25 protein-coding genes and 1 pseudogene are annotated in these 22,006 nt (G+C 63.5%); 14 read left to right on the top strand and 12 right to left on the bottom strand.

Features of this window, described 5'->3' with window-relative positions; translation table 11 throughout:
* Positions 1-261 precede the first annotated feature (261 nt).
* Entirely contained in the window at positions 262-630 is a 369-nt protein-coding gene (gene flaF, locus AB7008_RS33480; protein ID WP_014493991.1) for a flagellar biosynthesis regulator FlaF, read from the top strand.
* Between the two features lie 53 nt (positions 631-683).
* Here flaF and AB7008_RS33475 read toward each other — a convergent pair whose 3' ends face one another.
* From AB7008_RS33475 to AB7008_RS33460, 4 genes are all read right to left on the bottom strand, one after another.
* Entirely contained in the window at positions 684-1,046 is a 363-nt protein-coding gene (locus AB7008_RS33475; RefSeq protein WP_028148520.1) for a hypothetical protein, read from the bottom strand.
* Between the two features lie 159 nt (positions 1,047-1,205).
* A complete protein-coding gene (locus AB7008_RS33470; RefSeq protein ID WP_304490550.1) occupies positions 1,206-1,703 on the bottom strand; it encodes a hypothetical protein in 498 nt (165 codons plus the stop codon).
* Between the two features lie 11 nt (positions 1,704-1,714).
* Positions 1,715-2,083, bottom strand: a complete 369-nt coding sequence (gene flgJ, locus AB7008_RS33465) for a flagellar assembly peptidoglycan hydrolase FlgJ (protein ID WP_041954719.1) — start codon at positions 2,081-2,083, stop codon at positions 1,715-1,717.
* Entirely contained in the window at positions 2,083-3,207 is a 1,125-nt protein-coding gene (locus tag AB7008_RS33460) for a flagellar basal body P-ring protein FlgI (protein ID WP_028158318.1), read from the bottom strand. Before AB7008_RS33460 ends, flgJ begins: the two co-directional genes overlap by 1 nt.
* A 270-nt stretch (positions 3,208-3,477) precedes the next feature.
* Here AB7008_RS33460 and AB7008_RS33455 point away from each other — a divergent pair, with 270 nt between their 5' ends.
* Positions 3,478-3,891 carry a flagellar assembly protein FliX gene (locus AB7008_RS33455; protein ID WP_248878730.1) on the top strand — a complete coding sequence of 138 codons (414 nt, stop codon included), beginning with the start codon at positions 3,478-3,480 and terminating at the stop codon, positions 3,889-3,891.
* 157 nt (positions 3,892-4,048) lie between these two features.
* Here the strand turns inward: AB7008_RS33455 and AB7008_RS33450 are convergent, their stop codons facing one another.
* Complete coding sequence (locus AB7008_RS33450) at positions 4,049-4,420, bottom strand: winged helix-turn-helix transcriptional regulator (RefSeq protein ID WP_027518927.1); 372 nt, start codon at positions 4,418-4,420, stop codon at positions 4,049-4,051.
* A 164-nt stretch (positions 4,421-4,584) separates the two neighbouring features.
* Here AB7008_RS33450 and AB7008_RS33445 point away from each other — a divergent pair, with 164 nt between their 5' ends.
* Positions 4,585-5,196 carry an NAD(P)-dependent oxidoreductase gene (locus tag AB7008_RS33445; RefSeq protein WP_304490549.1) on the top strand — a complete coding sequence of 204 codons (612 nt, stop codon included), beginning with the start codon at positions 4,585-4,587 and terminating at the stop codon, positions 5,194-5,196.
* A gap of 213 nt (positions 5,197-5,409) precedes the next feature.
* On the top strand, positions 5,410-5,775 hold the full coding sequence (gene dksA / locus AB7008_RS33440; RefSeq protein ID WP_008554760.1) for an RNA polymerase-binding protein DksA: 366 nt from the start codon (positions 5,410-5,412) through the stop codon (positions 5,773-5,775).
* Between the two features lie 295 nt (positions 5,776-6,070).
* Here dksA and AB7008_RS33435 read toward each other — a convergent pair whose 3' ends face one another.
* Positions 6,071-6,469 (bottom strand): winged helix-turn-helix transcriptional regulator, encoded by a 399-nt coding sequence (locus tag AB7008_RS33435; protein WP_200889985.1) that lies wholly within the window; start codon positions 6,467-6,469, stop codon positions 6,071-6,073.
* Positions 6,470-6,566: 97 nt separating this feature from the next.
* Here AB7008_RS33435 and AB7008_RS33430 point away from each other — a divergent pair.
* Both AB7008_RS33430 and AB7008_RS33425 read left to right on the top strand, forming a co-directional pair.
* Positions 6,567-7,594, top strand: a pseudogene (locus AB7008_RS33430) (SDR family oxidoreductase).
* A 96-nt stretch (positions 7,595-7,690) separates the two neighbouring features.
* Positions 7,691-8,470 carry a 2-keto-4-pentenoate hydratase gene (locus AB7008_RS33425; protein ID WP_304490547.1) on the top strand — a complete coding sequence of 260 codons (780 nt, stop codon included), beginning with the start codon at positions 7,691-7,693 and terminating at the stop codon, positions 8,468-8,470.
* A gap of 147 nt (positions 8,471-8,617) precedes the next feature.
* Here AB7008_RS33425 and flgH read toward each other — a convergent pair whose 3' ends face one another.
* From flgH to flgF, 4 genes are read right to left on the bottom strand one after another with little or no spacing between them, the layout of a single operon-like run.
* Complete coding sequence (flgH, locus tag AB7008_RS33420) at positions 8,618-9,382, bottom strand: flagellar basal body L-ring protein FlgH (RefSeq protein ID WP_014494002.1); 765 nt, start codon at positions 9,380-9,382, stop codon at positions 8,618-8,620.
* 3 nt (positions 9,383-9,385) lie between these two features.
* Entirely contained in the window at positions 9,386-10,525 is a 1,140-nt protein-coding gene (gene flgA / locus AB7008_RS33415) for a flagellar basal body P-ring formation chaperone FlgA (RefSeq protein WP_441260167.1), read from the bottom strand.
* Positions 10,526-10,535: 10 nt separating this feature from the next.
* Complete coding sequence (flgG, locus tag AB7008_RS33410) at positions 10,536-11,324, bottom strand: flagellar basal-body rod protein FlgG (protein ID WP_028158324.1); 789 nt, start codon at positions 11,322-11,324, stop codon at positions 10,536-10,538.
* A gap of 16 nt (positions 11,325-11,340) precedes the next feature.
* A complete protein-coding gene (gene flgF / locus AB7008_RS33405; protein ID WP_041954734.1) occupies positions 11,341-12,102 on the bottom strand; it encodes a flagellar basal-body rod protein FlgF in 762 nt (253 codons plus the stop codon).
* 381 nt (positions 12,103-12,483) lie between these two features.
* Here flgF and fliL point away from each other — a divergent pair, with 381 nt between their 5' ends.
* From fliL to AB7008_RS33380, 5 genes are all read left to right on the top strand, one after another.
* Positions 12,484-12,984, top strand: a complete 501-nt coding sequence (gene fliL / locus AB7008_RS33400) for a flagellar basal body-associated protein FliL (RefSeq protein ID WP_441260166.1) — start codon at positions 12,484-12,486, stop codon at positions 12,982-12,984.
* 19 nt (positions 12,985-13,003) lie between these two features.
* Positions 13,004-14,206, top strand: coding sequence for a flagellar motor switch protein FliM (fliM, locus tag AB7008_RS33395; RefSeq protein ID WP_014494007.1), 1,203 nt, complete (start codon positions 13,004-13,006; stop codon positions 14,204-14,206).
* Entirely contained in the window at positions 14,203-14,649 is a 447-nt protein-coding gene (locus tag AB7008_RS33390) for a DUF6468 domain-containing protein (RefSeq protein WP_014494008.1), read from the top strand. The genes fliM and AB7008_RS33390 overlap by 4 nt, the downstream gene beginning before the upstream one ends.
* 9 nt (positions 14,650-14,658) lie before the next feature.
* Complete coding sequence (locus AB7008_RS33385; RefSeq protein WP_014494009.1) at positions 14,659-15,420, top strand: MotE family protein; 762 nt, start codon at positions 14,659-14,661, stop codon at positions 15,418-15,420.
* A 663-nt stretch (positions 15,421-16,083) separates the two neighbouring features.
* Positions 16,084-16,281 carry a hypothetical protein gene (locus tag AB7008_RS33380; RefSeq protein ID WP_441260165.1) on the top strand — a complete coding sequence of 66 codons (198 nt, stop codon included), beginning with the start codon at positions 16,084-16,086 and terminating at the stop codon, positions 16,279-16,281.
* A gap of 22 nt (positions 16,282-16,303) precedes the next feature.
* Here AB7008_RS33380 and AB7008_RS33375 read toward each other — a convergent pair whose 3' ends face one another.
* Positions 16,304-19,681 (bottom strand): VCBS domain-containing protein, encoded by a 3,378-nt coding sequence (locus AB7008_RS33375; RefSeq protein ID WP_441260164.1) that lies wholly within the window; start codon positions 19,679-19,681, stop codon positions 16,304-16,306.
* A gap of 75 nt (positions 19,682-19,756) precedes the next feature.
* The gene (locus AB7008_RS33370) at positions 19,757-20,011 is read right to left on the bottom strand and encodes a hypothetical protein (protein WP_248878720.1); all 255 of its coding nucleotides are present in this window, start codon (positions 20,009-20,011) and stop codon (positions 19,757-19,759) included.
* A gap of 41 nt (positions 20,012-20,052) precedes the next feature.
* On the opposite strand from AB7008_RS33370, the gene AB7008_RS33365 reads away from it, so the two are divergent.
* The 3 genes from AB7008_RS33365 (at position 20,053) to AB7008_RS33355 (ending at position 21,894) form a co-directional block, all read left to right on the top strand.
* Positions 20,053-20,745 (top strand): FecR family protein, encoded by a 693-nt coding sequence (locus AB7008_RS33365; protein ID WP_248878718.1) that lies wholly within the window; start codon positions 20,053-20,055, stop codon positions 20,743-20,745.
* 105 nt (positions 20,746-20,850) lie between these two features.
* Positions 20,851-21,663, top strand: coding sequence for a tetratricopeptide repeat protein (locus tag AB7008_RS33360; protein ID WP_441260163.1), 813 nt, complete (start codon positions 20,851-20,853; stop codon positions 21,661-21,663).
* A 36-nt stretch (positions 21,664-21,699) separates the two neighbouring features.
* Entirely contained in the window at positions 21,700-21,894 is a 195-nt protein-coding gene (locus AB7008_RS33355) for a hypothetical protein (RefSeq protein ID WP_041954745.1), read from the top strand.
* The last annotated feature ends 112 nt before the right edge of the window (positions 21,895-22,006 follow it).

Raw genomic sequence — 22,006 nt, 5'->3', positions numbered from 1 at the left:
TCAACGGCGAAGCCTAGGCTTCGCCGTTGTTTTGAGCGAGATCGCTAACTGTCGATTAGCTCAGATCAGCGCATGATGGATGCAATCGTTTACAGTGCGCGCACTCGGATTTAGCCTTGAGGTGAAGATGGATGCCGCGACCAGTAATTGTCCGGAGATCGTCGGCACTCTCACGTAAGCAAATCTTAAGCGGTGCTGCCTAGGGTTGGGAAAGAAATCCTTAAGCCTGTACAACGGGCGAGGAAACCTTCAGGGTGATCGATGTCGAGTTCTGCTGCTTCGGCCTACGCGCGTGTAGCCACGACTACTGCGTCTCCTCGCGATATCGAGGCGCAGACGCTCCTGAAGGCCGCCAACAAGCTGCAGGACGCCATCAACAGCGCCGATCCCTTCAACGAGCAGACGACGCAGGCGTTGATGTTCAACCGCAAGCTCTGGACCATCTTCCTGAGCGAGGCGATGCGCGACACCAATCCGCAGCCGCTCGATGTTCGGCAGAGGATCGCCAACATCAGCGTGTTCGTGCTGAGCCAGACTGCGGCGCTGCTGATGAGCCCGCAGCTCGATCACTTCCGCCCGCTGATCGAGATCAATCGCAATATCGCCGCCGGTCTTTCGGGACGGTCGTAACGCGACCGGTTCGAACGACCTCGTTACGGCCGTCGCGACCCGCGGCGTGAACGTCAGGCGCTGCGATCGGTGCTGAGTGGACGCGGGGGCTCGGACTTCATGTCCAGGGCGTGGAAATAGGCCCGGCGCCGCAGCATCGCTTCGTCCGGAAACTGATCGACAACCGCATCGGTCCTTTCGTTCACGACCTGGAACACGAAGGATGCGGCGGGCTGGTTGAATACGACCTGGCGTGAAACGCTGTCGTTGGTGCTCTGCAGATCATTGCGCGCAGCCGCGCTGGTATCGCTCGCGGCGACCGTCTGGCTCACCGGCAAATCAGTTTGCACGGCCTCGTTCGCCGCCGCATTGGACGTCGTTATGATCTGCACGGGGGCCGGTATCCCCACCGGCCTGATGCTGAAATCTGTACTCATGGCAGCCTCCTGGTTGCCTCGTCTGAGTCAAATCCCAACCCCTCTCAATACGCAACCATTGAACACCAGGATTGAAGACCGGGTAAGGAAACGTGACTAACCGCGCGACGATATCGCCGCGCGGTTTTTCGTAAAATTGCAGGGAGTTTTCGCGCGCCCTCAGAGCGAGCGACTGACCGCGAGCGGGGTGATGTGACGCGGGCTCGGAGCCGCGCGGCGTCCCGCCGCCGTGTAGGTGTTGGGCACGTTGCGCTTCTGGATCTCGGCGTTGACGCCGCGCACCACGCTCTCGGAGACCGCGTGTGCGGTCGCGAGCACGGTGAGATTGACCTGGAGCATCGCGCGGAACGCGTCGTGGTGCCGATGCAGCGTCGAGAGCAGCTCGGGCGCGGATTTCGCGAGCTGGGCCTGGTTCGTCTTCAACTCGCTGACGGCGCTGACATAGTTGCGCGACAGCTCCTGCTTCTTGCTCTCCAGCGTCATCGCTTCGCGGACCTGGCCGGCGCGAACGAGCTCGGTCTCGCGCTCGACCAGTCCGAGCAGGGCGTTCATCGCATCCATCAGCTGCTCGGCGACCTTGCGCGCCTCGGCGTTGCCGGGTGCGGTGTTCGGGCGCTGCGCTTGCACCGGCTGACGTGAGGCGTTGAAGTGGTTCATCTCGGTTGACCTTATGCCGTGCGGATCGTTTTCGCCTGCTGCATGACGAGGGTGCGGTAGACTTCGGTGGCGACGCCGACGCCGCCCGCCTTGGCGAAGTTCTTGGAATATTGCTCGGTCAGCATCGAACGCCACACGCCGGTGCCCGGGGTGTCGCCGAACGGGCCTTCGCCCTTCAGGCCCGAGGTCATCTGCGAGAACATGCTGTTGAGGAACATCGCCTCGAAATCGGTGGCGGTCTTCTGCGCCTTGGCCTGCTGCTGCGGCGAGACCTTCTGCAAGGCGGCGGCAAGCTCGAAGTCGGGCCGGCCGTTGCGGCTCTCCACCGAGAAGGCCGAGGAGGTGACGACGTGCGGGGTGTTGATCATGCTGGTCTGCATCACATCACCTCGATGTCGGCTTCGATCGCGCCGGCGGCCTTGATCGCCTGCAGGATGCTGATGAGGTCGCGCGGGCCGATGCCGAGGCCGTTGAGACCGTCGACGAGCTGCTGAAGCGAGACGCCGTCCTTGACGAGGGCAAGCTTCCTACCGTCCTCGGTGACGCTGACGCCGGTGCGCGGCGTGACCACGGTGCGCCCGCGTGACAGCGGGTTCGGCTGGCTGACCTGCGGGCTCTCGGAGATGGTGACGGTGAGGTTGCCTTGCGCCACCGCGACGGTGGCGACGCGAACGTCGCGGCCCATCACGATGATGCCGCTGCGTTCGTCGATGACGATCTTGGCGGCGAGATCAGGATCGACCTGGAGCTGCTCGATCTCGGTGAGGAAGGCGACGACGTTGCCCTTGAACTCCGGCGGGATCGCAAGCTGCACCGTCGAGGGATCGATCGGTTCGGCGGTCTTGACGCCGAGATAGTCGTTGATCGCGGCCGCGATCCGCTTGGCCGTGGTGAAGTCGGCGTTGCGCAGCGCGAGCCGCACGTTCGGCAGCCGATTGAGCGCGAACTCGATCTCGCGCTCGATGATGGCGCCGTTGGCGATGCGGCCGACGGTCGGAACGCCGCGCACGATTTTCGCCGCTTCGCCCTCGGCCTGGAAACCGGAGATCGCGAGCGAGCCCTGTCCGACCGCGTAGACGTTGCCGTCGGCGCCGAGCAGGGGCGTGACCAGCAGGGTGCCGCCGCGCAGATCCTTGGCGTCGCCAAGCGCGGAGACAGTGACGTCCATGCGCGTGCCCTGGGTGGCGAACGCCGGCAGATTGCCCGTGACCATCACGGCGGCGACGTTGCCGGTGCGGATGGTGGCGCCGCGGATGTTGACGCCCATGCGCTCGAGCATCGCTTGCAGCGACTGCTTGGTGAAGGGGATGTTGTTGAGCGTGTCGCCGGTGCCGTTGAGGCCGACGACGAGGCCGTAGCCGATGAGCTGGTTCTGCCGCACGCCCTCAATATTGGCGAGGTCCTTGATGCGCGATGTCGCGCTTGCAGACGTGACCGAGAGCGCCAGCGCTGACAGCGCGGCGCAGGCCACCCCAACAATCCTCACCCAACGAACGCCTGGCATCCTCTGCTCCCCGAGGCTCCTCACATCTCGGACCATCCACGACACTCCCATGACGAGCTGGTCCGACGCTTTCCTTGCGAGCGCTGTGCCAACGCGGGGCAGCGGGGTTACGCGATTGAATAGGTTGAATAAACCTGTTTCCACCGGTGTCAGGGAGCGTTCTCCCTGAGGAGCGAAACTGCCGCCTGTCGGCAGATTTTGCCGGGCCGTTTACGTGCCGTTAACCATAAGACGGCGAAGGTGACGGCATCGATCACCCGGATTCCTGCGATGCGCATCTACGGACCGAACGGCACCACGCTTGGTACGCCGGCCAGCCAGACCAGGCGAACGAGCTCCGGCACCTTCGTGCTGCCCGACACCTCGTCGGCGCAGGAGACGCGGGGTGCTGCCGCACCGAAGGCCGCCGCGAACATCGACGGGCTGCTCGCACTGCAAGGCATCGAGGAAGATCCGGTCGAACGCCGCAAGCGCTCGGTCGCCCGCGGCAGGACCGCGCTCGACGTGCTCGACGATCTCAAGATGGGACTACTGTCCGGCAATCTCGACGCCTCGACCGTGATGCGGCTGCGCGATGCCGCGGCGAACCTGAAATCGTCCTCGGGCGACCCTGGTTTGGATTCCGTGCTGTCCGAGATCGAGCTGCGGGTCGAGGTCGAGCTGGCGAAGGCCGGGCAGGCTTAGTCGGGCAGGCTGTCGTCGCCGGGCTTGACCGGGCGACCCAGTATTCCAGAGACAGTCGTTATTGAATCGCGAGGCCGCGGCGTACTGGATGCCCTGGTCAAGCCGGGGCATGACAGCGGAGTTTGGCGTGGCGAGCAGCGCACTCTCGAGAGAGTGCCTACGCCGCTTCGTCCTTCAACTGCGCGTCGTAGCGCCGCTGGGCGGCGAGCACGTCTTTCAGATTCTGCTCGGCCCAATCGCGCAGGGGATCGACGGCGGCCGCGAGCGTCACGCCGAGCTGCGTGATCGAATACTCCACCGTCACCGGTACGGTTGCGATGGCGTGACGCTTGATCAGGCCGTCGCGTTCGAGCGACTTGAGAACCTGGCTCAACATCTTCTGCGAAATGCCTTCAATCGTTCGGCGCAACTGATTGAAGCGCATCGGCTCCTCGCGCAGCAGCAGCAGGATCAGCACCGCCCATTTGTCGCCGACGCGGTCGAGGATCTGGCGCGTGGGGCAGTTCGCTGCATAGACGTCTGGCTTCATCGTCAACTCCTCACGATCCGTTTGGCCCCTTGCCGGCTCGCGCGCCGGTGACGGGTCCCGGTTACTCTTGCGTAATCAGGTAAGCACAAAGTGCTCTCTTAACACCAGCATCCTTTGCGATATCTAGTAACTGTTAGTTACCAAACGAAGCAAAGGAACCTTCCATGAAAATCGCAGTCGCCGGCGCCTCGGGCCGGGCCGGGTCGGAGATCACCAAGGAACTGTCGCGACGCGGCCATGCGGTCACGGCGATCGCCCGGAACCCCGAGAAGATCGCGCCCCTGCCGAACGTCACGCCCACGAAGGGCGACGTGCTCGACCAGGCTGGCCTTGCCAGATTGTGGGCGGGGCATGACGTCGCCGTGAGTTCCGTGCACTTCCTGGCCAGCGACCCTCTCAAGCTGATCGGCGCGGCGAAGGAGTCCGGCGTTGGTCGCTACCTCATTGTCGGCGGTGCCGGCAGCCTGGAAGTCGCTCCCGGCGTCAAACTGGTTACAACCCCCGGTTTTCCCGCCCAATACAAGGCCGAAGCGGAGGCGGGCGGGGCTTTCCTTGACCTGCTGCGACAGGAAAAGGACCTGAACTGGACCTTCATCTCGCCGTCGGCCCTCTTCATCGAGGGCGAGCGAACCGGCAAGTTCCGGCTCGGGACCGATCAGCTTCTCGCAGATGCGAACGGAAAAAGCTGGATCAGCTTCGCCGACTACGCCATTGCGCTCGCCGACGAGATCGAGCGGCCGGCCCATCTAAGGCAGCGTTTCACGGTCGGTTACTAGGCCTTCGGCCGCCCCCGGGCTCTCCAGGATAAACCTTCCTGTGCAAGGGCTTGGGGGCGCTAACCGAACGATCAGGGAAATATTGTCTGTCACATGAGGCCACTATATAAGCCCGGCTTAACGGACCCGTTTCCGTTGCGAGTCGTTGCTTAGACAGATAGGCCGCCCTTGGAAAAGTTGAAAAACTACCGACCGACCGAAAAAGAGCCTTTCATGAACGACCGGCAGAAGGAGTACTTCCGTTTGAAGCTCCTCGCCTGGAAGGATGAGATCCTCAAAGAGTCCAAGCTCACGCTGCAGGCTCTGCAGGAGGAGAACGTGAACCACCCCGATCTCGCCGATCGGGCATCGTCCGAAACCGACCGCGCCATCGAACTCCGCGCCCGCGACCGCCAGCGCAAGTTGATCGCCAAGATCGACGCCGCGCTCCAGCGTATCGAGGACAACACCTACGGCTATTGCGAGGACACCGGCGAGCCGATCTCTTTGAAGCGGCTCGAAGCCCGGCCCATCGCAACGCTCTCGGTGGAAGCGCAGGAGCGCCACGAGAAACGCGAGAAGGTCTACCGCGACGAATAGAGTCCGAGCCGCAGCGATGCGGCTCTTTATTTTTGGGCCCACGGTGCAGCTTGAGCGCCGTGACCAGCGTTTTGTCTGCCGCTTGCCGTGATGCGCATCAGCGCAGGCGCGATCACGAAAAATGAATCGCGATCAATGGGCTAGAGTCACTTCCTCCGAGCTCACGTAAGTTCGGATGAGGAACAGCCTTCACTTCAGGTGCGGGAGGTTTTGCGAGTCGCATCAACGAGATCGACTCGAATGCTGAGGCACCGACCCGGCAGCTTCACATCGCTGCAATCAGGCTTGGCTGCAATCAGGCTTGCTGCGACGCCACAAGGCGCGCATCGCCATAAAGACTGGACCAGCTCAATATTTCCTTAAACGCCGGCAACAGGCCGTAGGCTGCATCCGTCAACTCGTACTCGACCCTCAAGGGTTTCTCCGCGACGACGGTTCGCGACACCAGGCCGTCTCGCTCGAGCTCGCGCAGCTGCGTGGTCAGCATGTGCTGGGTGATGCCACTGATCGCTCGCCGCAACGCACCGAAGCGAACGGCGCCGTTCATCAGCGCGAACAGGATCTCCAGCTTCCACTTGCCGCCGAGTGCATGGATGGCGCGCTTGAAGTCGGCGAGCAGGGCAGGGTCGGCGCTGCAATCGCAATCGCCGTCGCAAACGCTGGTCAGGTTTTCCATACCGGTCTCGAAATCCATTCTACTTGTTCCCCTGGGAGATAGTGACCAGATGCGGCCTTGAGCAGGGCGGCGGAACCCAATTCGCCGGCTCGCGCAACGAGTGGGAGTTTGGGCAATGAGCACCGTTCTGGTCACCGGCGGGTCCGGCTTCGTCGGCATCCACGTCGTCCTGCAACTTCTGGCCGCCGGCCATCAGGTGCGGACCACGGTGCGCCGCCCGGACCGGCAGGCCGACGTGCTGGCGATGTTGCGCGAGGGTGGAACTGCGTCGCCGGAAAGCCTGTCCTTTTTCACCGCCGATCTCACCGCGGACGACGGCTGGCGCGAGGCAGTCGCCGGCTGCGATTGCGTGCTCCATGTCGCCTCGCCATTGTCGACCAGTGTTCCCAAGGACGAGAACGAGATGATCATCCCGGCCCGGGACGGCACGCTGCGGGTGCTGCGTGCCGCACGCGAGACCGGCGTCAGGCGGGTCGTCATCACCTCGTCGCTGGGCGCGATCGGTTACGGCCATCCGGCGCGCGACAGGCCGTTCGACGAGACCGACTGGACCAAACTCGACGGCGCCGACGTGCAGCCCTACATCAAATCCAAGACGCTGGCCGAGCGGGCGGCCTGGGATTTCGTTACGCGCGAGGGTGGTGGGCTCGAACTGTCCGTCGTCAATCCCGCCGGCATTTTTGGCCCCGTGCTAGGGCCGGACTTCTCCGGCTCGATCGAGATCGTCAAATCGCTGCTCGACGGAGCCATGCCGGCGGTGCCGCGGGTCTATTTCGGCGTGGTCGACGTGCGCGACGTGGCCGATTTGCACCTGCGCGCGATGACGGCGCCCGAAGCGAAAGGCGAGCGCTTCATCGCGGTCTCCGGTGAGACGATGTCGATCCTCGATATCGCCAGGGTGCTGCGGCGGGAACTCGGACCCAGGGCGCGCCGGGTTCCGCGGCTCCAGGCCCCGGATTGGCTGGTGCGGCTGGCCGCGAACCGGATTCCGCTGCTGCGCGCGGTCGTGCCGATGCTTGGAAGGGTTCGGCATTCCACCGCGCCAAGGCGAGGTCGCTGCTCGGCTGGCAGGCCCGTTCCAACACTGAGGCGATCCTCGCGACGGCCGAGAGCCTGATCCGGCTCGGTCTCGTCAAGGGCTGAGGGCGGCTTTGGGCCATCCTTTGGCCCGCGCTTGTCACGCCCCGGCGGGGATGCTGAAGTGCCGACCTCAATTGCGTAGTGTGGGAGCCGGCGCCGATGGACAAGATTCTCAAAGCCGCAAAGGCGATTGCGCTCGCGCGCCGTAACCGCGCGCCGCTCGCGGCCCTGGACCATCCGCCCGCCGACGAGGCCGAGGGCTATCAGGTCCAGCGCGCGCTGCACGATCTGCTGCTGCCGCATATCGGACCCCTGGTCGGTTACAAGATCGGCTGCACCAGCCAAGTGATGCAGGACTATATCGGCATCCCGCATCCCTGCGGCGGCAGCGTGTTCCAGAAGGGCGTGCACGAGAGCGGGGCCAAGCTCGCGGCTGCCGACTATGTCCGCGTCGGCGTCGAGTGCGAGATCGCGGTGCGATTGAAGCGCGATCTCGCCGCCGGCGAGGCGCCGTTCACGGCCGAATGGGTCGGCGAGGCCGTCGAGGCCTATCATCCCGCGATCGAGATCGTCGACGACCGCTATGTGAAGTGGGAAGCGCTGGGCGCGCCGACGTTGATCGCCGACGATTTCTTCGCCGCCGGCTGCGTGCTGGGTGAGGCGGTGCCGCGCTCGTCGGTGCCGGACCTGAAGGCGGTCAAGGGCCGCGCCATCGTCAATGGCGAAGAGGTCAGCCACGGCACCGGCGCCGACGTGCTCGGCCATCCCCACAACGCGCTCGCCTGGCTCGCCAACCACCTCTCCGCCGAAGGCAAGGGTCTGCACGCGGGGCAACTCGTGCTGACGGGGAGCCTGGTGAAAACGCTGTGGCTGAAGGCCGGCGACAAGGTGCGGATGGAACTCGACGGGCTGGGGACGGTCGAGGCGGAGTTTACGTGAGGCTGCTACGGCAATCCCCGCCGTCAGTCGTCCCAATCGGCTTTACAAAATACATGCGGCCTCCGGCAGGGGAGCTACCGGAGGCCGCGTAGTACATCGTCGTTCGCGCCTAGGTTCGCGAACACGATGTGGGAGCTCGGGAGAGATTTAGAAGGGCAGCAGCACGTCCATGACTTGCTGGCCGTAGCGCGGCTGCTGCACGTCCATGATCTGGCCGCGACCGCCGTAGGCGATGCGGGCCTGCGCGATCTTGGAGGAATCGATGGTGTTGTCGCTCTGGATGTCTTCGGGGCGGACGATACCGGCGACGATGAGTTCGCGGATCTCGTAGTTGACACGGATCTCCTGCTTGCCCTCGACCACGAGGTTGCCGTTCGGCAGCACCTGGGTGACGACGGCCGCGACGTTGGTCTGCAAGGCCTCCGTGCGATTGACCGAACCCTTGCCGTCGCTGGCGGCGGTGGAATCGGCGGTGAGGATGCGGCCGGGCAGGATCTTGAGCGGCTGCGTGATCGTCTGGGCGCCGATGAAGTCGCTGATACCCGAATTTTCCGAATTGGTGCGGCTGCGCTGGGTCTCGTTGGCGATGTTGGCCTTGTCGGTGATGTTCACGGTCACGGTCAGGAGGTCGCCGACATGGGTCGCGCGCTGGTCCTTGAAGAAGGCGCGGCTGCCGTTGCGCCACAACGAGTTCGGATTGTAGGAGGCGACTTCCGGCTTCGGCATCGGCATCTGCACCGGCTTGTAGCCGGGCTGCGTCGTCGGATTGTCGATCGCCGACAATTTCGGTTGCTCGCCGATCTGCGACAGGCGGTCGATCGAGGAGCAGCCGCTCGCCAGCGCGCAAACTGCCAGCAGCAGACCAGAGATCGCGACGCGACGAAGACGGGAAGCCGAACTGAACGTGGACATGACTTACTCTGACTTGGCTGGAGCTTGCGGGGCGCGAGTTTGCGGGATCTGGGCTTGGGCGACTTGAGCCTGCGATGCGGGGGCCTGGACCAGGTTCCGGACCAAAGCTGCAGTGTCGACGGGTGCGGGTGCTTCGTCGCGCTTGAGCGAGGAGGTCTGCTCGACCGCGGGCGCCATCGGCGCGGACTGGCTCGCGCCCTGGACCGTCACTTGGCCGCGGCCGGTGACCACGCCGGTCAGCGTGCGCTTGGTCTGCAGGTTGAGCACGCTGACGGTGTCGCCCTCGGCGCCGCTCTCGATCGCCTTGCCACGCGTGGTGAGGTAAATCCCGGGGACCTGGTAGATGACGGTGACGCTTTGGTCGCGCGACACGAAGTCGGGCTTGACGATGTCGGCGACGCGGATCGGCATGCCCGCCCGCATCGGCCGGCGCAGCTGCATGCCGATGCTACGGTCGCGCGAGGCGGGCTCGCCGGTGACCTCGGCCTTGGGCCGGCGCTCCAGCGCGATGTCGGAGGACTTCAGGAGATCGGCGCGGTCGATGTCGCGCGTCAGCACGGCCACTTCCACCGTCTCGATCGCGGTGCCGGTGAAGCGCAGCTTGGTCGGCGCCGGATTGCTGTCGTTGTTGATCTCGAAGACGATGTCGAAACGGCCGTTGCGGGCGTCATAGCGGGTGGCGACCGGCTGGAGTGCGCCGGTGTTGGAGGCATCGAGCCGCATGTCGGCGACGCCGCGGTCGAACGTGACGGCGATGTTGGCGGCTTCCCCAAGGCCGAAGCGGCGCTCGAGCGCCGAGGCCACCGCGGTTTCGAGGTCCTTGTTGGCGAGCGTGCGGGCGAGGCGGGTGACCTGGACTTCCTTGATGTCGCCGGTCATCACGCCGATCACCTGTTTTGCGCGCAGCACCGACAGCACATGCGCGACCGGCAGCGCGCCGGTGGTGCCGAGATCGGGCGAGCGGTAGACCGGGATCAGCGCGGCCGAGCCGGCATTGTCGATGAGGTCGCCAACCCGCACCACGTCCGAGGTCACGGTGACGCTCGCGCGCAGCGTCGGCGCTGCGATGACATCGTCGGCGGCCTGCGCCGGCAGCGCCAGCAGCAGGAGAGCGGAGATCGCGGCGAGGGTGGTGCGGATCATCGTCATTACCTCAGCGGAACAGCGCCGTGGTCGATTGCATCATCTGGTCGGCGGCGCTGATGACCTTGGCGTTCATCTCGTAGGCGCGCTGCGCAGCGATCAGGTCGCTCATCTCCGAGACGACGTCGACATTGGCCTGCTCCAGGCTGCCCTGCGTGACCTTGCCGTAGCCTTCGGTGTTCGCGGTGCCGTCCTGCGGCGGGCCGGAAGAGGGCGTCTCGACGAACTGATTGTTGCCGACGGGCTGGAGGCCCGCCTTGTTGATGAAGCGGGTCACACCAATCTGGCCCTGAACGGCCGACGTCGACGAACCCGGCAGCGTCACCGAGACCTGGCCCTGCTCGTTGACGGCGAGGCCGGAGGCATTGTTCGGGATGGTGATGGTCGGCTGCACCGGGTTGCCCTGCGCGGTGACAACGCGGCCCTGGTTGTCCATCTGGAAGGTGCCGTCGCGGGTGTACTGGAAGGTGCCGTCGGGCATCAGGATCTTGAAGAAGCCTTCGCCCGAGATCGCGAGGTCGAGGTCGTTGCCGGTCTGCGACAGTGTGCCCTGCGTCATGCTGCGCGGCGTGCCGACGGTCTTGACGCCGCCGCCGATGTCGACGCCGACAGGCACGATGGTGCCCTGGTCCGAGGCCTGCGCGCCGACGCGGCGGACGTGCTCGTAGATCAGGTCCTGGAACGCCGCCGTCTGCTTCTTGAAACCGGTGGTGCGCAGGTTGGCGATGTTGTTGGAGATGACCTGGACGTTGAGTTCCTGGGCCGCCATTCCGGTCGCAGCGGTGTGGAGCGCTTGCATGTCAGTGATCCCCTAATCAGGCCGGAACGTCGGCGAGCTTCTCGATCGCCGATTTGTGGAGGTCGCTCTGCTGCTGGAGCAGGTTGGCGATGGCGGTGTAGCTGCGCATGACTTCGACCATGCGGCTCATCTCGCCGACCGAGTTGACGTTGGACTTCTCGATGTAGCCCTGGCGCACTGTCGACTTGGTGGCGGCCTGCGGGGTCGCGGAGCCGACGTCGTAGAGGTTGGCGCCGAGCTTGGTCAGCTTCGCCGCATCGTCGAACGCAGCCATGCGGATCTTGCCGCGGATCGAGTCGGTCTTGGCGGTGCCCTCGATCACCGTGACGGTGCCGTCGGGCGCGACATTGATGTCGTGGTCGGTGGGCTGGAAGGTGATCGGGCCGCCGGTGCCGAGCACGAGGCTGCCGTCGGAGGTGACGAGCTGGCCGGTGTTGTTGAGCGAGAATTTGCCGTCGCGGGTGTAGCGTTCGCCGCCATTGGCCTGCACTGCGAAGAACGCGTTGCCGTCGATCGCCATGTCGAGCGGGTTGTTGGTCGGCTCCATCGGCCCCTGGCCGACGTCGCGGAAGGTGCCGCGGTCCTGCACATAGGAGACCCGGCGGTCGGACGCGATGAAATTGTCCTCACGCGCGTTCGAGTTGAGAAACTCCTCGAACAGCGAATGGTCGGCCTTGAAGCCGTTGGTGTTGGCATTGGCGACGTTGTTGGCGATGACATCCATCTGCCGTTCCAACGTCATCTGCCGTGACAAGCCGATCAGAAGCGCGTTCTGCATCGGAAATCTCCCCTGAGTGAGCCTGCCACCTCGCTCTCCCAAGCGCCTTGGCCGACCCGTGAACGAGACCGCCGGGTTCTCCCAAACCCTCCGGCCTCGGTCCTCTCTCAGCGAAAGCCGTGCCAACTCAGAAAATTGTGTAATTTCAGTATCTTGTCGATTTTTGAGTGGCCCGGAGAGGCGGCAGAAAGGTTCTGTTAGCCATGTTTGCCCGGCAGATTTTTCCTAGTGGAGGCCCAATCGAAAGATTCCGTTAACCATTATTACCGTAGCGTTTGCGTGTAAGAGGAGCGCACTGCGCTGGGGCATTTGTATCGCGTCACTGTCTGCCAGGAGGCTTCGCTCTTTCGACCCCTTATGAGATGAGCGAGCCTATCGACCATGGCAGACAATGATGCGGAGGGCGGCGCAGCCGTCGAAGGCGCGGAAGCCGCTCCGCCGAAGAACAAGCTCAAGCTCATCATCATGGCAGTCGGCCTGCTCGCCGTCCTCGGCGGCGGTGCCGCGACCTGGTTCTTCTTCTTCCGTCATGGCGACGACGAGCATCACGCCGAGGCGGCGCCGCCGCCGAAGCCGCCGGCCTTCGTCGACGTGCCCGACATCATGGTCAACCTCGCCGGCGCGCCCGGTGAGCGCGTGCAATATCTGAAGCTCAAGATCGTGCTGGAGCTGAAGGAAGAGAAGCAGATCGAGGCGATCAAGCCGACGATGCCGCGCGTGACCGACATCTTCCAGACCTATGTGCGCGAGCTGCGCTCCTCCGACCTCAACGGGTCCGCCGGCGTCTTTCGCCTCAAGGAAGAGCTGACCAAGCGCGTCAACGCGGCGGTTTCCCCGATCCAGGTCAGCGCGGTGCTGTTCAAGGAAGTCGTGATCCAGTGAGCATGACGGGCTAGGGATCATGGCAGGCACCGACCAACCAGACCAGGATGCAATTGCCGCCCAATGGGAGGCCTCGCTTGATTCCGAGGATCCCGCGGAGGCCGCGAAGGCTGCTGCCGAAAACGAACTATCCGAGACCATGGCCCTGCAATGGGCGGCCATGGTCGAGGACGGCAGCCGCGATCTCGGCGCCGGCAAGAATTCCGGCGAGCGGGTGCTGTCGCAGGAGGAGATCGACAATCTTCTCGGCTTCGCGGTCGGCGACGTCACGCTCGACGACCATTCCGGCATTCGCGCGATCATCGATTCGGCGATGGTCTCCTACGAGCGTCTGCCGATGCTCGAAATCGTCTTCGACCGCCTGGTGCGGTTGCTGACGACCTCGTTACGCAATTTCACCTCCGACAACGTCGAAGTCTCGCTCGACCGCATCACCTCGGTGCGTTTCGGCGACTACATGAACTCGATCCCACTGCCGGCCGTTCTCTCGGTGTTCAAGGCCGAGGAGTGGGAAAACTTCGGCATGGCGGTGGTCGATTCGAGCCTGATCTATTCGATGATCGACGTGCTGCTCGGCGGCCGCCGCGGCGCGAGCCAGCTCCGCATCGAGGGCCGGCCCTACACCACGATCGAGACCGAGCTGGTCAAGCGGCTGGTCGAGGTGGTGCTGGCCGATGCCGAGCAGGCGTTCCGGCCGCTGTCGCCGGTGACCTTCACGATCGACCGGCTCGAGACCAATCCGCGTTTCGCCGCGATCAGCCGTCCCGCCAATGCCGCGATCCTGGTGCGCCTGCGCATCGACATGGAAGATCGCGGCGGCAACATCGAGCTGCTGCTGCCTTACGCGACCATCGAGCCGATCCGGGGCGTCCTGCTCCAGATGTTCATGGGCGAAAAATTCGGCCGCGACACGATCTGGGAGGGCCATTTCGCCACCGAGATCAACCAGGCCGAGATCGCGGTCGATGCCGTGCTCTACGAGGCCGAAATCCCGCTCAAGCAGCTGATGCGGCTCAAGGTGGGCGACACCCTGCCGCTCGACATGCGCGCGGATGCCAATGTGACCGTGCGTTGCGGCGACGTCACTCTGACCGAGGGGCGGATGGGCCGGGTCGGTGACCGCGTCGCGATACGGGTGACGAAACCCCTGCGCAAGCCAAGTACGACACTTGCGATGTTCGAGAAGGTCGACGAGCAGAACAAGATGATGGAGGCCCCATGAACCACTCCCTGGGAATGGCGATCGAGACGCTGGTGGCTATCCTGCTGATGCTGACCATCGTCTACTGTGTCATGCTCAACAAGCGGCTGACGCGGCTGAAGGCGGACGAGCATTCGCTGAAGGCGGTCATCGGCGAGCTGATCACCGCCACCGAGATCGCGGAGCGCGCGATTGGCGGGCTGAAGCTCGCGGTGCGGGACGTCAACGAGAACCTCGGCAGCCAGCTGGCGGCGGCGACGCAGATGTCGGACCAGCTCTACAAGCAGCTCGGCGAAGCCGACAACGTGGTGCGGCGCCTGTCCAAGATCGCGATCGCCGCGCGCCCTGCGGCGAGCCCGGAAACGGCCGCGGTGCCCGCGGCCAAGCCCTCATCGGCGAAGGCGGTGGCGGCTGCGGCCGAAGCCTTCTCCGAGCGCCGACGATCCAATGGCCTTGCGGCATAAAGTCATGGTATGAAATCCTTTCGTAACATCCGCGTCATTCCGGTCGTCCTGGTCGCCGTCGCAGGGCTCGCCACGCTCAAGGTCGTGGGCCTCGTGATCAATGGCGGCTATGTCTTCGACTACCAGCCGAGCCAGATCAAGAAATCCTGGGCGCAGGAGAATCTGAACTTTCCGACGGGGCGGGAAGATCCCGATATCACGGGATCTACCCACGGCGCGCCGAAGGAGGCGCCGAAGCCCGCCGCGCCCGAGACCAAGCCCGAGGGCACCGTGGTCAAGATGGACGAGGCCCAGCCGCAGGTCTCGGCCTCCGAGCGCGCGATCCTGGAACGCTTGCAGGCGCGCCGCCAGGAGATCGAGTCCCGCCAGCGCGAGATCGACATCCGCGAGAGCCTGCTCAAGTCGGCCGAGAAGCGCATCGAAAACAAGGTCGAGGAGATGAAGGCGGTGGAATCCCGCATCTCCGCGACCCAGGCCGAGCAGAAGGCCGCCGAAGCCCAGCGCATGAAGGGCCTCGTGACCATGTATGAGGGCATGAAGCCCAAGGACGCCGCACGGGTGTTCGACCGGCTCGAGATGGGCGTGCTGATCGAGATCGCCTCGCAGATCGCGCCGCGAAAGATGTCGGACATCATGGGCGTGATGTCGCCGGAGGCCGCCGAGCGGCTGACGGTCGAGATGGCCCGCCGGGCCAATGGCGGCGGCGATCAATCGGCTGCGGCCGGCGATCTCCCCAAGATCGACGGCAAGCCGACGCAAAAGCCGAATTGAAGGCTCCGGAGGCGCGGCGCGCTGCGGCAGCCTGCGCGTAATCGCGCGGTCGTTCGGCCTGTACGCGGCTAGACGCCTTGCGTGTCTAGTGCGCGAACCGCTGTTGAACCCTGGGACCCGTCGCGCTCGGCGGCTTCTCGACGGGAAGGAGGGTCTCGCAGTGCTGCCTGATCAGCGCAGCCTTCGTCGTGCGAGTCACGAGATGAAGGGTGCTGTGGCAGCAAGAGCACTCGTATACCTTTAGTGCATAGCCCCGTGCGATTGGAAAGACGGCTACGACCGTTCTCGCCTGGCTACATACAATGCAGTTGGCTTCTCCGCTCATTGATTGCTCCCCCAAAAAAGTTGACCAATCGCATTCGCATCGCAATGATCACATTTGATTCAGAGTCGTTGATGGACCGCAACACCTCTGAGGTTGTGCGAGCCTACTTGGCAACCAAGTACGCAGATCAAACGCGCCGGGGAGTGGGGTGATCGCCGCGAGCTTGACGTCTTTGCCGCACGAAGCTCGTCGGCTCGCGTTGCAGATGCAGCTGAAGCAAGCGGCATCTTCTGAGGCTGCGATGAGTTGACGCGTGCAACTGTGAACTGGAGTACAGTGGTGCTGGAGAGTTCGTCCTAGGCTCCCGCCATCGGCAAGCAGCCGCGCTGGCGGAAGCCATGAATTACTCGTCCGTAGCAGAACGCGCAATCGAAGCCGTCAATCGGCTGCTCATCGCAGCGATGACGTTGGCCTGGACATCCGCGCTTGACCATCAGCATGCATTGCCGCCGCAAGACGAAGGTGGCGACACTGACGATGCTTGTCCCGAGCGGGACGGCTCCGCCGCATCGGATGGCGCGGGAAAACAACACTGAAGATCCGGTTGCCCTGCGGACATCACACGATCAGATCGTGCGGCACGTGGGCGTGAGCTAAGCCTGCGCCGTGAACCGGATCAATATGCGGCGGGGACGGTTCAGGCATCGACGCCGTCCTGAATCCGTGGGCGACGCCAGCATGTTCGTGATGACCGGACGGGTCCGAAGGATCGTCCAATCCTGTGCTGAGCTCTGAATGGTGGCCATGCAAAGCGCCATCCCTGATGGCGTAGGGTTCGACCGCCCCGTGCCAGGGCGCGGGCGCAATGTCACCCGAACCGTCAGAGCCGTGCTGCTTGAAATGAAATGAGTCGCCGAAGTGAACCGACGCAACTCGAGGAAGGTCGTTTTCGACTATCGGGTCCCCACGATGATGCTCGCGCAAGTGATTTTCGTGGTGCGACATCTCGATGGAGTCTGGGCCGGACTCGATGCTCGGGTCGACCGTGGACGGTGTGACCGGGCCGCTATCCTTGGCGGCCACACTCTCCCGAGCGGGCTCGAACGGTGCCAACTTGTCGAATACGAACCTATTCTCCGCGACTGCCGTGGGATGAGGCTGGTTGACGGGCTGCACGTGGCTCACCGCGGAGGCCACGTTCTCGCCGGTGGGCGCGTCCGACCGCGTGTTCGCATCGTCGGACTGAACGAACTGGGTGTGCCCGACCCGAACAACCCGATCGCAATCGGCATCGAACCTGCACCCGCTCGCCTTCGCAGCTTGCCCATCTCCGTCGATCAGGGCGGCTCGCTCATGGACGGTTTCGCCCGATGAGAGGCTGGTCGCCGTCGTCGGGCTACCGGTCGCATCATTGTCCGCGCCCGGCTCCAGGTTGGCCGGTTCGGCTGCCATCGCATGACCCGACGTTTCCTGCGCGAGCATGAAATCCGACGTCTGGACGGTGGAGAAGCCATCGAGATGGATTTCCACCAGACTGGAATCGCCGATGCTCAGGCTTTGATCCGTCGGATTGACGTACACGATGGTCTGGTTCGCCGAGCTATCGTAGAGCCAGGCGATCGTATGTGCGGGCACCGTCGTGCTGGAGTGGTCGAGTGCCAGAACGGAGAGGGCGAGCGCGCCGAGCGCCAACAGGTCGCTCCGCTCGGAGTCTGCCTTGAAACCAGAGACGATATCTGGGCGCGCTGCACTGGAATTCGACGTCGAGGCAAAGACGAAATGATCGTCTCTGGAGCCGCCGGCAAGAAGGGTCTGTTCGTGCCCGTCGTGACAGGTGTCGCAACCGCCGTTTGTGCCGATCTTGCCATGATCCGGACTTTCGGTGGAGGCACCGGTGCCATCCGTGCTCGCGTCATGGGTCGTCGCGGCCACCGTCGGACCGGCGGGAAAAGCTCCCGCAGCCGTATTGTGTTCGGGGAGCGCGGCGGCGTGGGGCGGATCGGCGGCATCGAGAGCTGCCGCGTGGCCGAAATGGTCGCGATCGTCGGCGCCGTGGATTGTGATGGCTATGATCTGTTCCGTCCCATCGATGGTCGTGACCGTGAAGGTGTCGGTCAAAGTCTCGCAGGACGGAAGCGCCTGCACGGCACAGTTGGTGGTGTCGAGCGTGTAGGTCCACACACCGGCGGCGGTCATCGTGAAAGTGCCGTAGCCGCCCGCGCTCCGTGTCGCACAAGTGACCGGCGTGAATGTGTTCGGCGCGTTGTCGACGTCGGTGTCAGTCAGTCTGCCGCTCGCCGTCGGCTTGCCGTGTTCCCTGCAATCGGGCTCGGTCACCGAGCCGGTGATGCAGCCGTGGATGATGGCCGGATCGTTCGTGCCGTGGATGGTGATCGTTACCACCTGCGTGGTGCCGTCGATGGTGGTCACGGTGAAGGTGTCGGTTAGGGTGTCGTAGGCGTTCAGCGCCTGCACGACGCAATTGGTGTTATCGAGCGTGTAGGTCCAGACGCCGTCGGCCGTCATCTGGAAGCAGCCGTAACCGTGGTCGCTCGCCCTTGGCGAGGTCACCGGCGTGAAGCTGTCGGGAGTATTGTCGACATCCGTATCTGCAAGCTTGCCGGTCGCGATCGGAGTCCCGGGCTTCCAACATGCGGCTTCCGTCACGGTGCCGGTCGTCGCCCCGGAAATGACGGCAGCGTCGTTGGAGCCGTTGATCGTGATGGTAATCAATTGCGGGGTGCCGCCGATGCTGGTCACCGTGAAGGTGTCGGTCAGCGTCTTGCCGACGTTGAGAGCCTGCACTGCGCTGTTGGATTGATCGAGCGTGTAGCTCCAGACGCCATCGGCGGTCATCGTGAAAGTGCCGTAGCCGTGTGCACTCTTCGTCGGGGAATTGACGGCCGCGAAAGTGTTGATGGGGTCGTCGACGTCGATATCCGAAAGCTTGCCGGTTGTGACGGGTGGGCCGGATACGGCATTGGCGACGCCGCCGGATTCGATTGACGAGCCGGTCGTCGCGCCGGAGATGATCGCCGCGTCGTCGGCCCCGTTGATGTTGATCGTGAAGGCCTGTTGAGCCGAAAGCGACCCGTCGGACACGGTGATCACAAAGGTATCGGTGGTCGGCGTCTTCAGCGCATTGATCGCGCCACTGTCGGGAACGAAAGCATAGGCGCCAGTCGTGCTGTTCAGATAAAGCGTGCCAAAAGAGCTGGTCTTCGATACGTCGTAGATCGCTCCCTGCAGCGCGGTAGCGCCCGTAGCGCCTCCGCTGATGCCGAAAGTCAGCGCGGCGTTGGAGCCGGAGCTGCTGGCGCTGAACGTTCCCGTTGTTGCGGTGAAGACGTCGAACACGACCGTGTCGAGTTCAAGCGGGCCCGAATGCACATTCAAAATCGGCGGCGTCCGCACGGTCGTGATGATGTCGGGCACCGTGACGATGATCGGCTGCAACGGCGGCAGTGCGTTTGGCGCCGAGGGGGCTATGAAATTGATCGGCTCCAGCGGCAGAGATTCGACGAACGGAGGTGTGCCGGACCCGTTCTTGCCAAATCCCTTCGAGAAATTTTCGAGCGCCTCCTGCTGGGCCTCCCGCAGCTCCTCCATGCGCGTGGGGCTGTTGTCGAGCTGATTCACGGTAAGCCCGGAGCCGACCTTGCTCAGCACAACCGTTTGTCCGGGGTCCTCGACGATGATGTGCCGCGGGGTTGATTCCTTGGTCGTGAGTTCGAACGTGCCGTGTGCAAAGTCCTTGTATGTAATCGTATCGTCGTCCAGGAACGTTGCGTTCGGGTCTGCAGCCCTGACCTCTTTGATCATCGAGAAGAGCAATGCCGTGAGCGACAGCATCCCGAAACGGCCGGCAGAGGCTCGCTCATGAGATTGAACAACGGGTACATCAGGAGGATTGCTCTTCGCCGTCTTCACGCGGCGATGCAGGCCCGCAGCGGCTTCGCGCTCGCCCCCGTGCTCTGCAGTGGACGTGACGGCCATTTTTCAACCTCGATTGCCCGAGCGGTCGGCCTCAGGCGTCGCCCTATGCCGCCGCATCTTGGCCAGCTTGCCGCGTCACGCGATCGGGAACAATTTTGTGCCGGCAACCTCAGCCATGGCCGCTAAAAAGTTGTCGTTTCTGAGAATTCCGCCCAGGCTGATCACGGCAGAATTGCTGTCGTTTCGCCCGACGGTACCGCTTTCAGCGCCAAAAGCTGTTTGAAATTGCCTGGCGCGGATAGTGACTCTTTTGGACACGGCGATCAGCCATTCGGAGTACCCCGGAATAACCATTTTGGTTGTCGTGGTTTGCTGTGGCTGGTCTGCCATTATCTCCGATGGCTTTCGCCGGCGCGGTCGGAGCCGTTCGGATGCTCGAGGATCATATCTTCGAAAAGGAGGAAGCCGTGGGCACTCGTGCAACGATTGTTCTCGTGGCAGGTCTCGTCCTTGCGCTGGCCGCCTCGTCACCCGGCCCGGTTCAGGCGCAGGACGATTCTCCGCGGCGTGCTGTGCTGGACTCGTCGTCAAAGCCAATCGGGAAAGTTGTGACAGCCGATGGCTCGGTCATCATCGAGCATGCGGGCGCGGCCATTGTCCAGGCAAACGTCGGGGGCGAACCCATCCAGACGAAGATCGGTGATCTCGTCTATTTGGGCGATTTGGTTCGAACCGGTGCCGACAGTCGGGTCGGCATCAACTTCGTCGATGGAACTTCGTTCAACTTGTCGAGCAACGCCCGCATGACATTGGACGAATACGTCTACGAGCCGGGTGGAAAGTCCAATTCGACAGCCTTCAACCTGACCAAGGGTACGTTCGTTTTTGTTGCCGGCCAGGTTGCGAAGACCGGAGACATGAAGATCGAAACGCCGGTCGCGACGATGGGCATTCGAGGCACCACACCTCACGTCGAAATCTCGGACGACGGAACCACCAAGTTTTCCACTCTGATCGAAGAGGGCAAGGACAAATATACGAAGAAGCCCGGTGCTGCGGGGACACGCCAACCCGAGCAAAGGGCCGAGAAAAGGCTCAATCTGAACATCTGCCGCGGCTGCTAGAGAATTGGTCCGAGCCGGTGCAATCGCCAGATCTCAGAAGATCGGGAGCCTGACATGAAACCAGGATCCTCCGTTGCCGAAGGCGGACTGGCGCTTGTCGTCCTGATGTTGGTCGGCTTGCCGGTCGTGGCCCAAAGCTCCAAGGTGAAGGACAGCTATCTCAGCAATATCGAACTGTGCAACGGAACGGGTGCCGCCTCGCTCGATGCCCGGATCGGTGCCTGCACGACTTTCATACAGGCGCGTCCAGACTCGACGGCGGCTCTGGCAATCGCGTACAACAATCGCGGCAACGCCTACACTGCAAAGGGCGACTACGACAGCGCCATCAGCGATTTCGATCAGTCGATCGCACTCAATCCGACATACGCAAAGGCCTTCAACAACCGCGGCGTGGCTCACTTGAGGAGACGCGAATATGAGCTCGCGATCGAAGCCTTTGATAATGCGATCAAGCTCGATCCTGGCTATGGCGCTGCCTTCGTCAACCGCGCCGGTGCCTACCTGAAGAAAAACGACCATCAGCGCGCGGCGCATGATTACGACGAGGCAATCCGCCTTCAGCCCGCGTCGCGGGCGGCATGGAGCGGACGATGTTGGAGCCGGGCGGTCCTTGGTGCCTCGCGAGAAGCGCTGGAGGATTGCGACAGAGCGCTTCAATCGGGATCGGCCAGCGCTGCCGTGTACGACTCGCGTGGGCTGATCCACCTGAAGATGGGTGAGTTCGGTGCGGCGATCGATGACTACAATTCTGCCCTGCGAGCCGCCCCGGAACTGGCGAGCGCGCTGTTTGGCCGCGGCGTTGCCAAGCTGAAACAAGGCGATGCGATCGGCGGAAAATCTGACATTTCGACTGCAAGGACAATTCAGAAGAACATCGGCGACGAGTTCGCGCGTTATGGCGTCGATTACAACTGAATTGGCCCGGTGAGGCGGAACGAATCGGAGGTGAATATGGATGCAAGGTTCGCGCTCATTCGGGCTCACGACGATAGCATTCGCCGCTATCAGCGGTTGTTGAACACGCCGCTGACGGATCTCGAGCGTGAGTACATCGAGCGCCGAATCTCGGAAAAGCGATTGACCTTGCAGTCAATTCGCGAAGCGCGCGGCAGGTTGAATGCCTTGCCGGCCAATCGCGGGGTGTGATCGGCATCCCTGATGGTGCGGACGACGGGGTGTTAACACCTCCTTAACCACTTGCTCTCCAGATTTCGAAGCACGAACGCCCGAGCCCGCAAGCAGGCGTCGCGACGCACTG

The sequence above is a fragment of the Bradyrhizobium sp. 521_C7_N1_3 genome (genome assembly GCF_052075975.1).
Lineage (GTDB): Bacteria > Pseudomonadota > Alphaproteobacteria > Rhizobiales > Xanthobacteraceae > Bradyrhizobium > Bradyrhizobium japonicum.
This window is presented reverse-complemented; position numbering and strand designations above follow the sequence as displayed.

Coding starts and splice junctions, on each gene's coding strand:
- flaF (WP_014493991.1), top strand. CDS start 262: ATGTCGAGTTCTGCTGCTTCGGCCTACGCGCGTGTAGCCACGACTACT.
- AB7008_RS33475 (WP_028148520.1), bottom strand. CDS start 1,046: ATGAGTACAGATTTCAGCATCAGGCCGGTGGGGATACCGGCCCCCGTG.
- AB7008_RS33470 (WP_304490550.1), bottom strand. CDS start 1,703: ATGAACCACTTCAACGCCTCACGTCAGCCGGTGCAAGCGCAGCGCCCG.
- flgJ (WP_041954719.1), bottom strand. CDS start 2,083: ATGCAGACCAGCATGATCAACACCCCGCACGTCGTCACCTCCTCGGCC.
- AB7008_RS33460 (WP_028158318.1), bottom strand. CDS start 3,207: ATGCCAGGCGTTCGTTGGGTGAGGATTGTTGGGGTGGCCTGCGCCGCG.
- AB7008_RS33455 (WP_248878730.1), top strand. CDS start 3,478: ATGCGCATCTACGGACCGAACGGCACCACGCTTGGTACGCCGGCCAGC.
- AB7008_RS33450 (WP_027518927.1), bottom strand. CDS start 4,420: ATGAAGCCAGACGTCTATGCAGCGAACTGCCCCACGCGCCAGATCCTC.
- AB7008_RS33445 (WP_304490549.1), top strand. CDS start 4,585: ATGAAAATCGCAGTCGCCGGCGCCTCGGGCCGGGCCGGGTCGGAGATC.
- dksA (WP_008554760.1), top strand. CDS start 5,410: ATGAACGACCGGCAGAAGGAGTACTTCCGTTTGAAGCTCCTCGCCTGG.
- AB7008_RS33435 (WP_200889985.1), bottom strand. CDS start 6,469: ATGGATTTCGAGACCGGTATGGAAAACCTGACCAGCGTTTGCGACGGC.
- AB7008_RS33425 (WP_304490547.1), top strand. CDS start 7,691: ATGGACAAGATTCTCAAAGCCGCAAAGGCGATTGCGCTCGCGCGCCGT.
- flgH (WP_014494002.1), bottom strand. CDS start 9,382: ATGTCCACGTTCAGTTCGGCTTCCCGTCTTCGTCGCGTCGCGATCTCT.
- flgA (WP_441260167.1), bottom strand. CDS start 10,525: ATGATCCGCACCACCCTCGCCGCGATCTCCGCTCTCCTGCTGCTGGCG.
- flgG (WP_028158324.1), bottom strand. CDS start 11,324: ATGCAAGCGCTCCACACCGCTGCGACCGGAATGGCGGCCCAGGAACTC.
- flgF (WP_041954734.1), bottom strand. CDS start 12,102: ATGCAGAACGCGCTTCTGATCGGCTTGTCACGGCAGATGACGTTGGAA.
- fliL (WP_441260166.1), top strand. CDS start 12,484: ATGGCAGACAATGATGCGGAGGGCGGCGCAGCCGTCGAAGGCGCGGAA.
- fliM (WP_014494007.1), top strand. CDS start 13,004: ATGGCAGGCACCGACCAACCAGACCAGGATGCAATTGCCGCCCAATGG.
- AB7008_RS33390 (WP_014494008.1), top strand. CDS start 14,203: ATGAACCACTCCCTGGGAATGGCGATCGAGACGCTGGTGGCTATCCTG.
- AB7008_RS33385 (WP_014494009.1), top strand. CDS start 14,659: ATGAAATCCTTTCGTAACATCCGCGTCATTCCGGTCGTCCTGGTCGCC.
- AB7008_RS33380 (WP_441260165.1), top strand. CDS start 16,084: ATGAATTACTCGTCCGTAGCAGAACGCGCAATCGAAGCCGTCAATCGG.
- AB7008_RS33375 (WP_441260164.1), bottom strand. CDS start 19,681: ATGGCCGTCACGTCCACTGCAGAGCACGGGGGCGAGCGCGAAGCCGCT.
- AB7008_RS33370 (WP_248878720.1), bottom strand. CDS start 20,011: ATGGCAGACCAGCCACAGCAAACCACGACAACCAAAATGGTTATTCCG.
- AB7008_RS33365 (WP_248878718.1), top strand. CDS start 20,053: ATGCTCGAGGATCATATCTTCGAAAAGGAGGAAGCCGTGGGCACTCGT.
- AB7008_RS33360 (WP_441260163.1), top strand. CDS start 20,851: ATGTTGGTCGGCTTGCCGGTCGTGGCCCAAAGCTCCAAGGTGAAGGAC.
- AB7008_RS33355 (WP_041954745.1), top strand. CDS start 21,700: ATGGATGCAAGGTTCGCGCTCATTCGGGCTCACGACGATAGCATTCGC.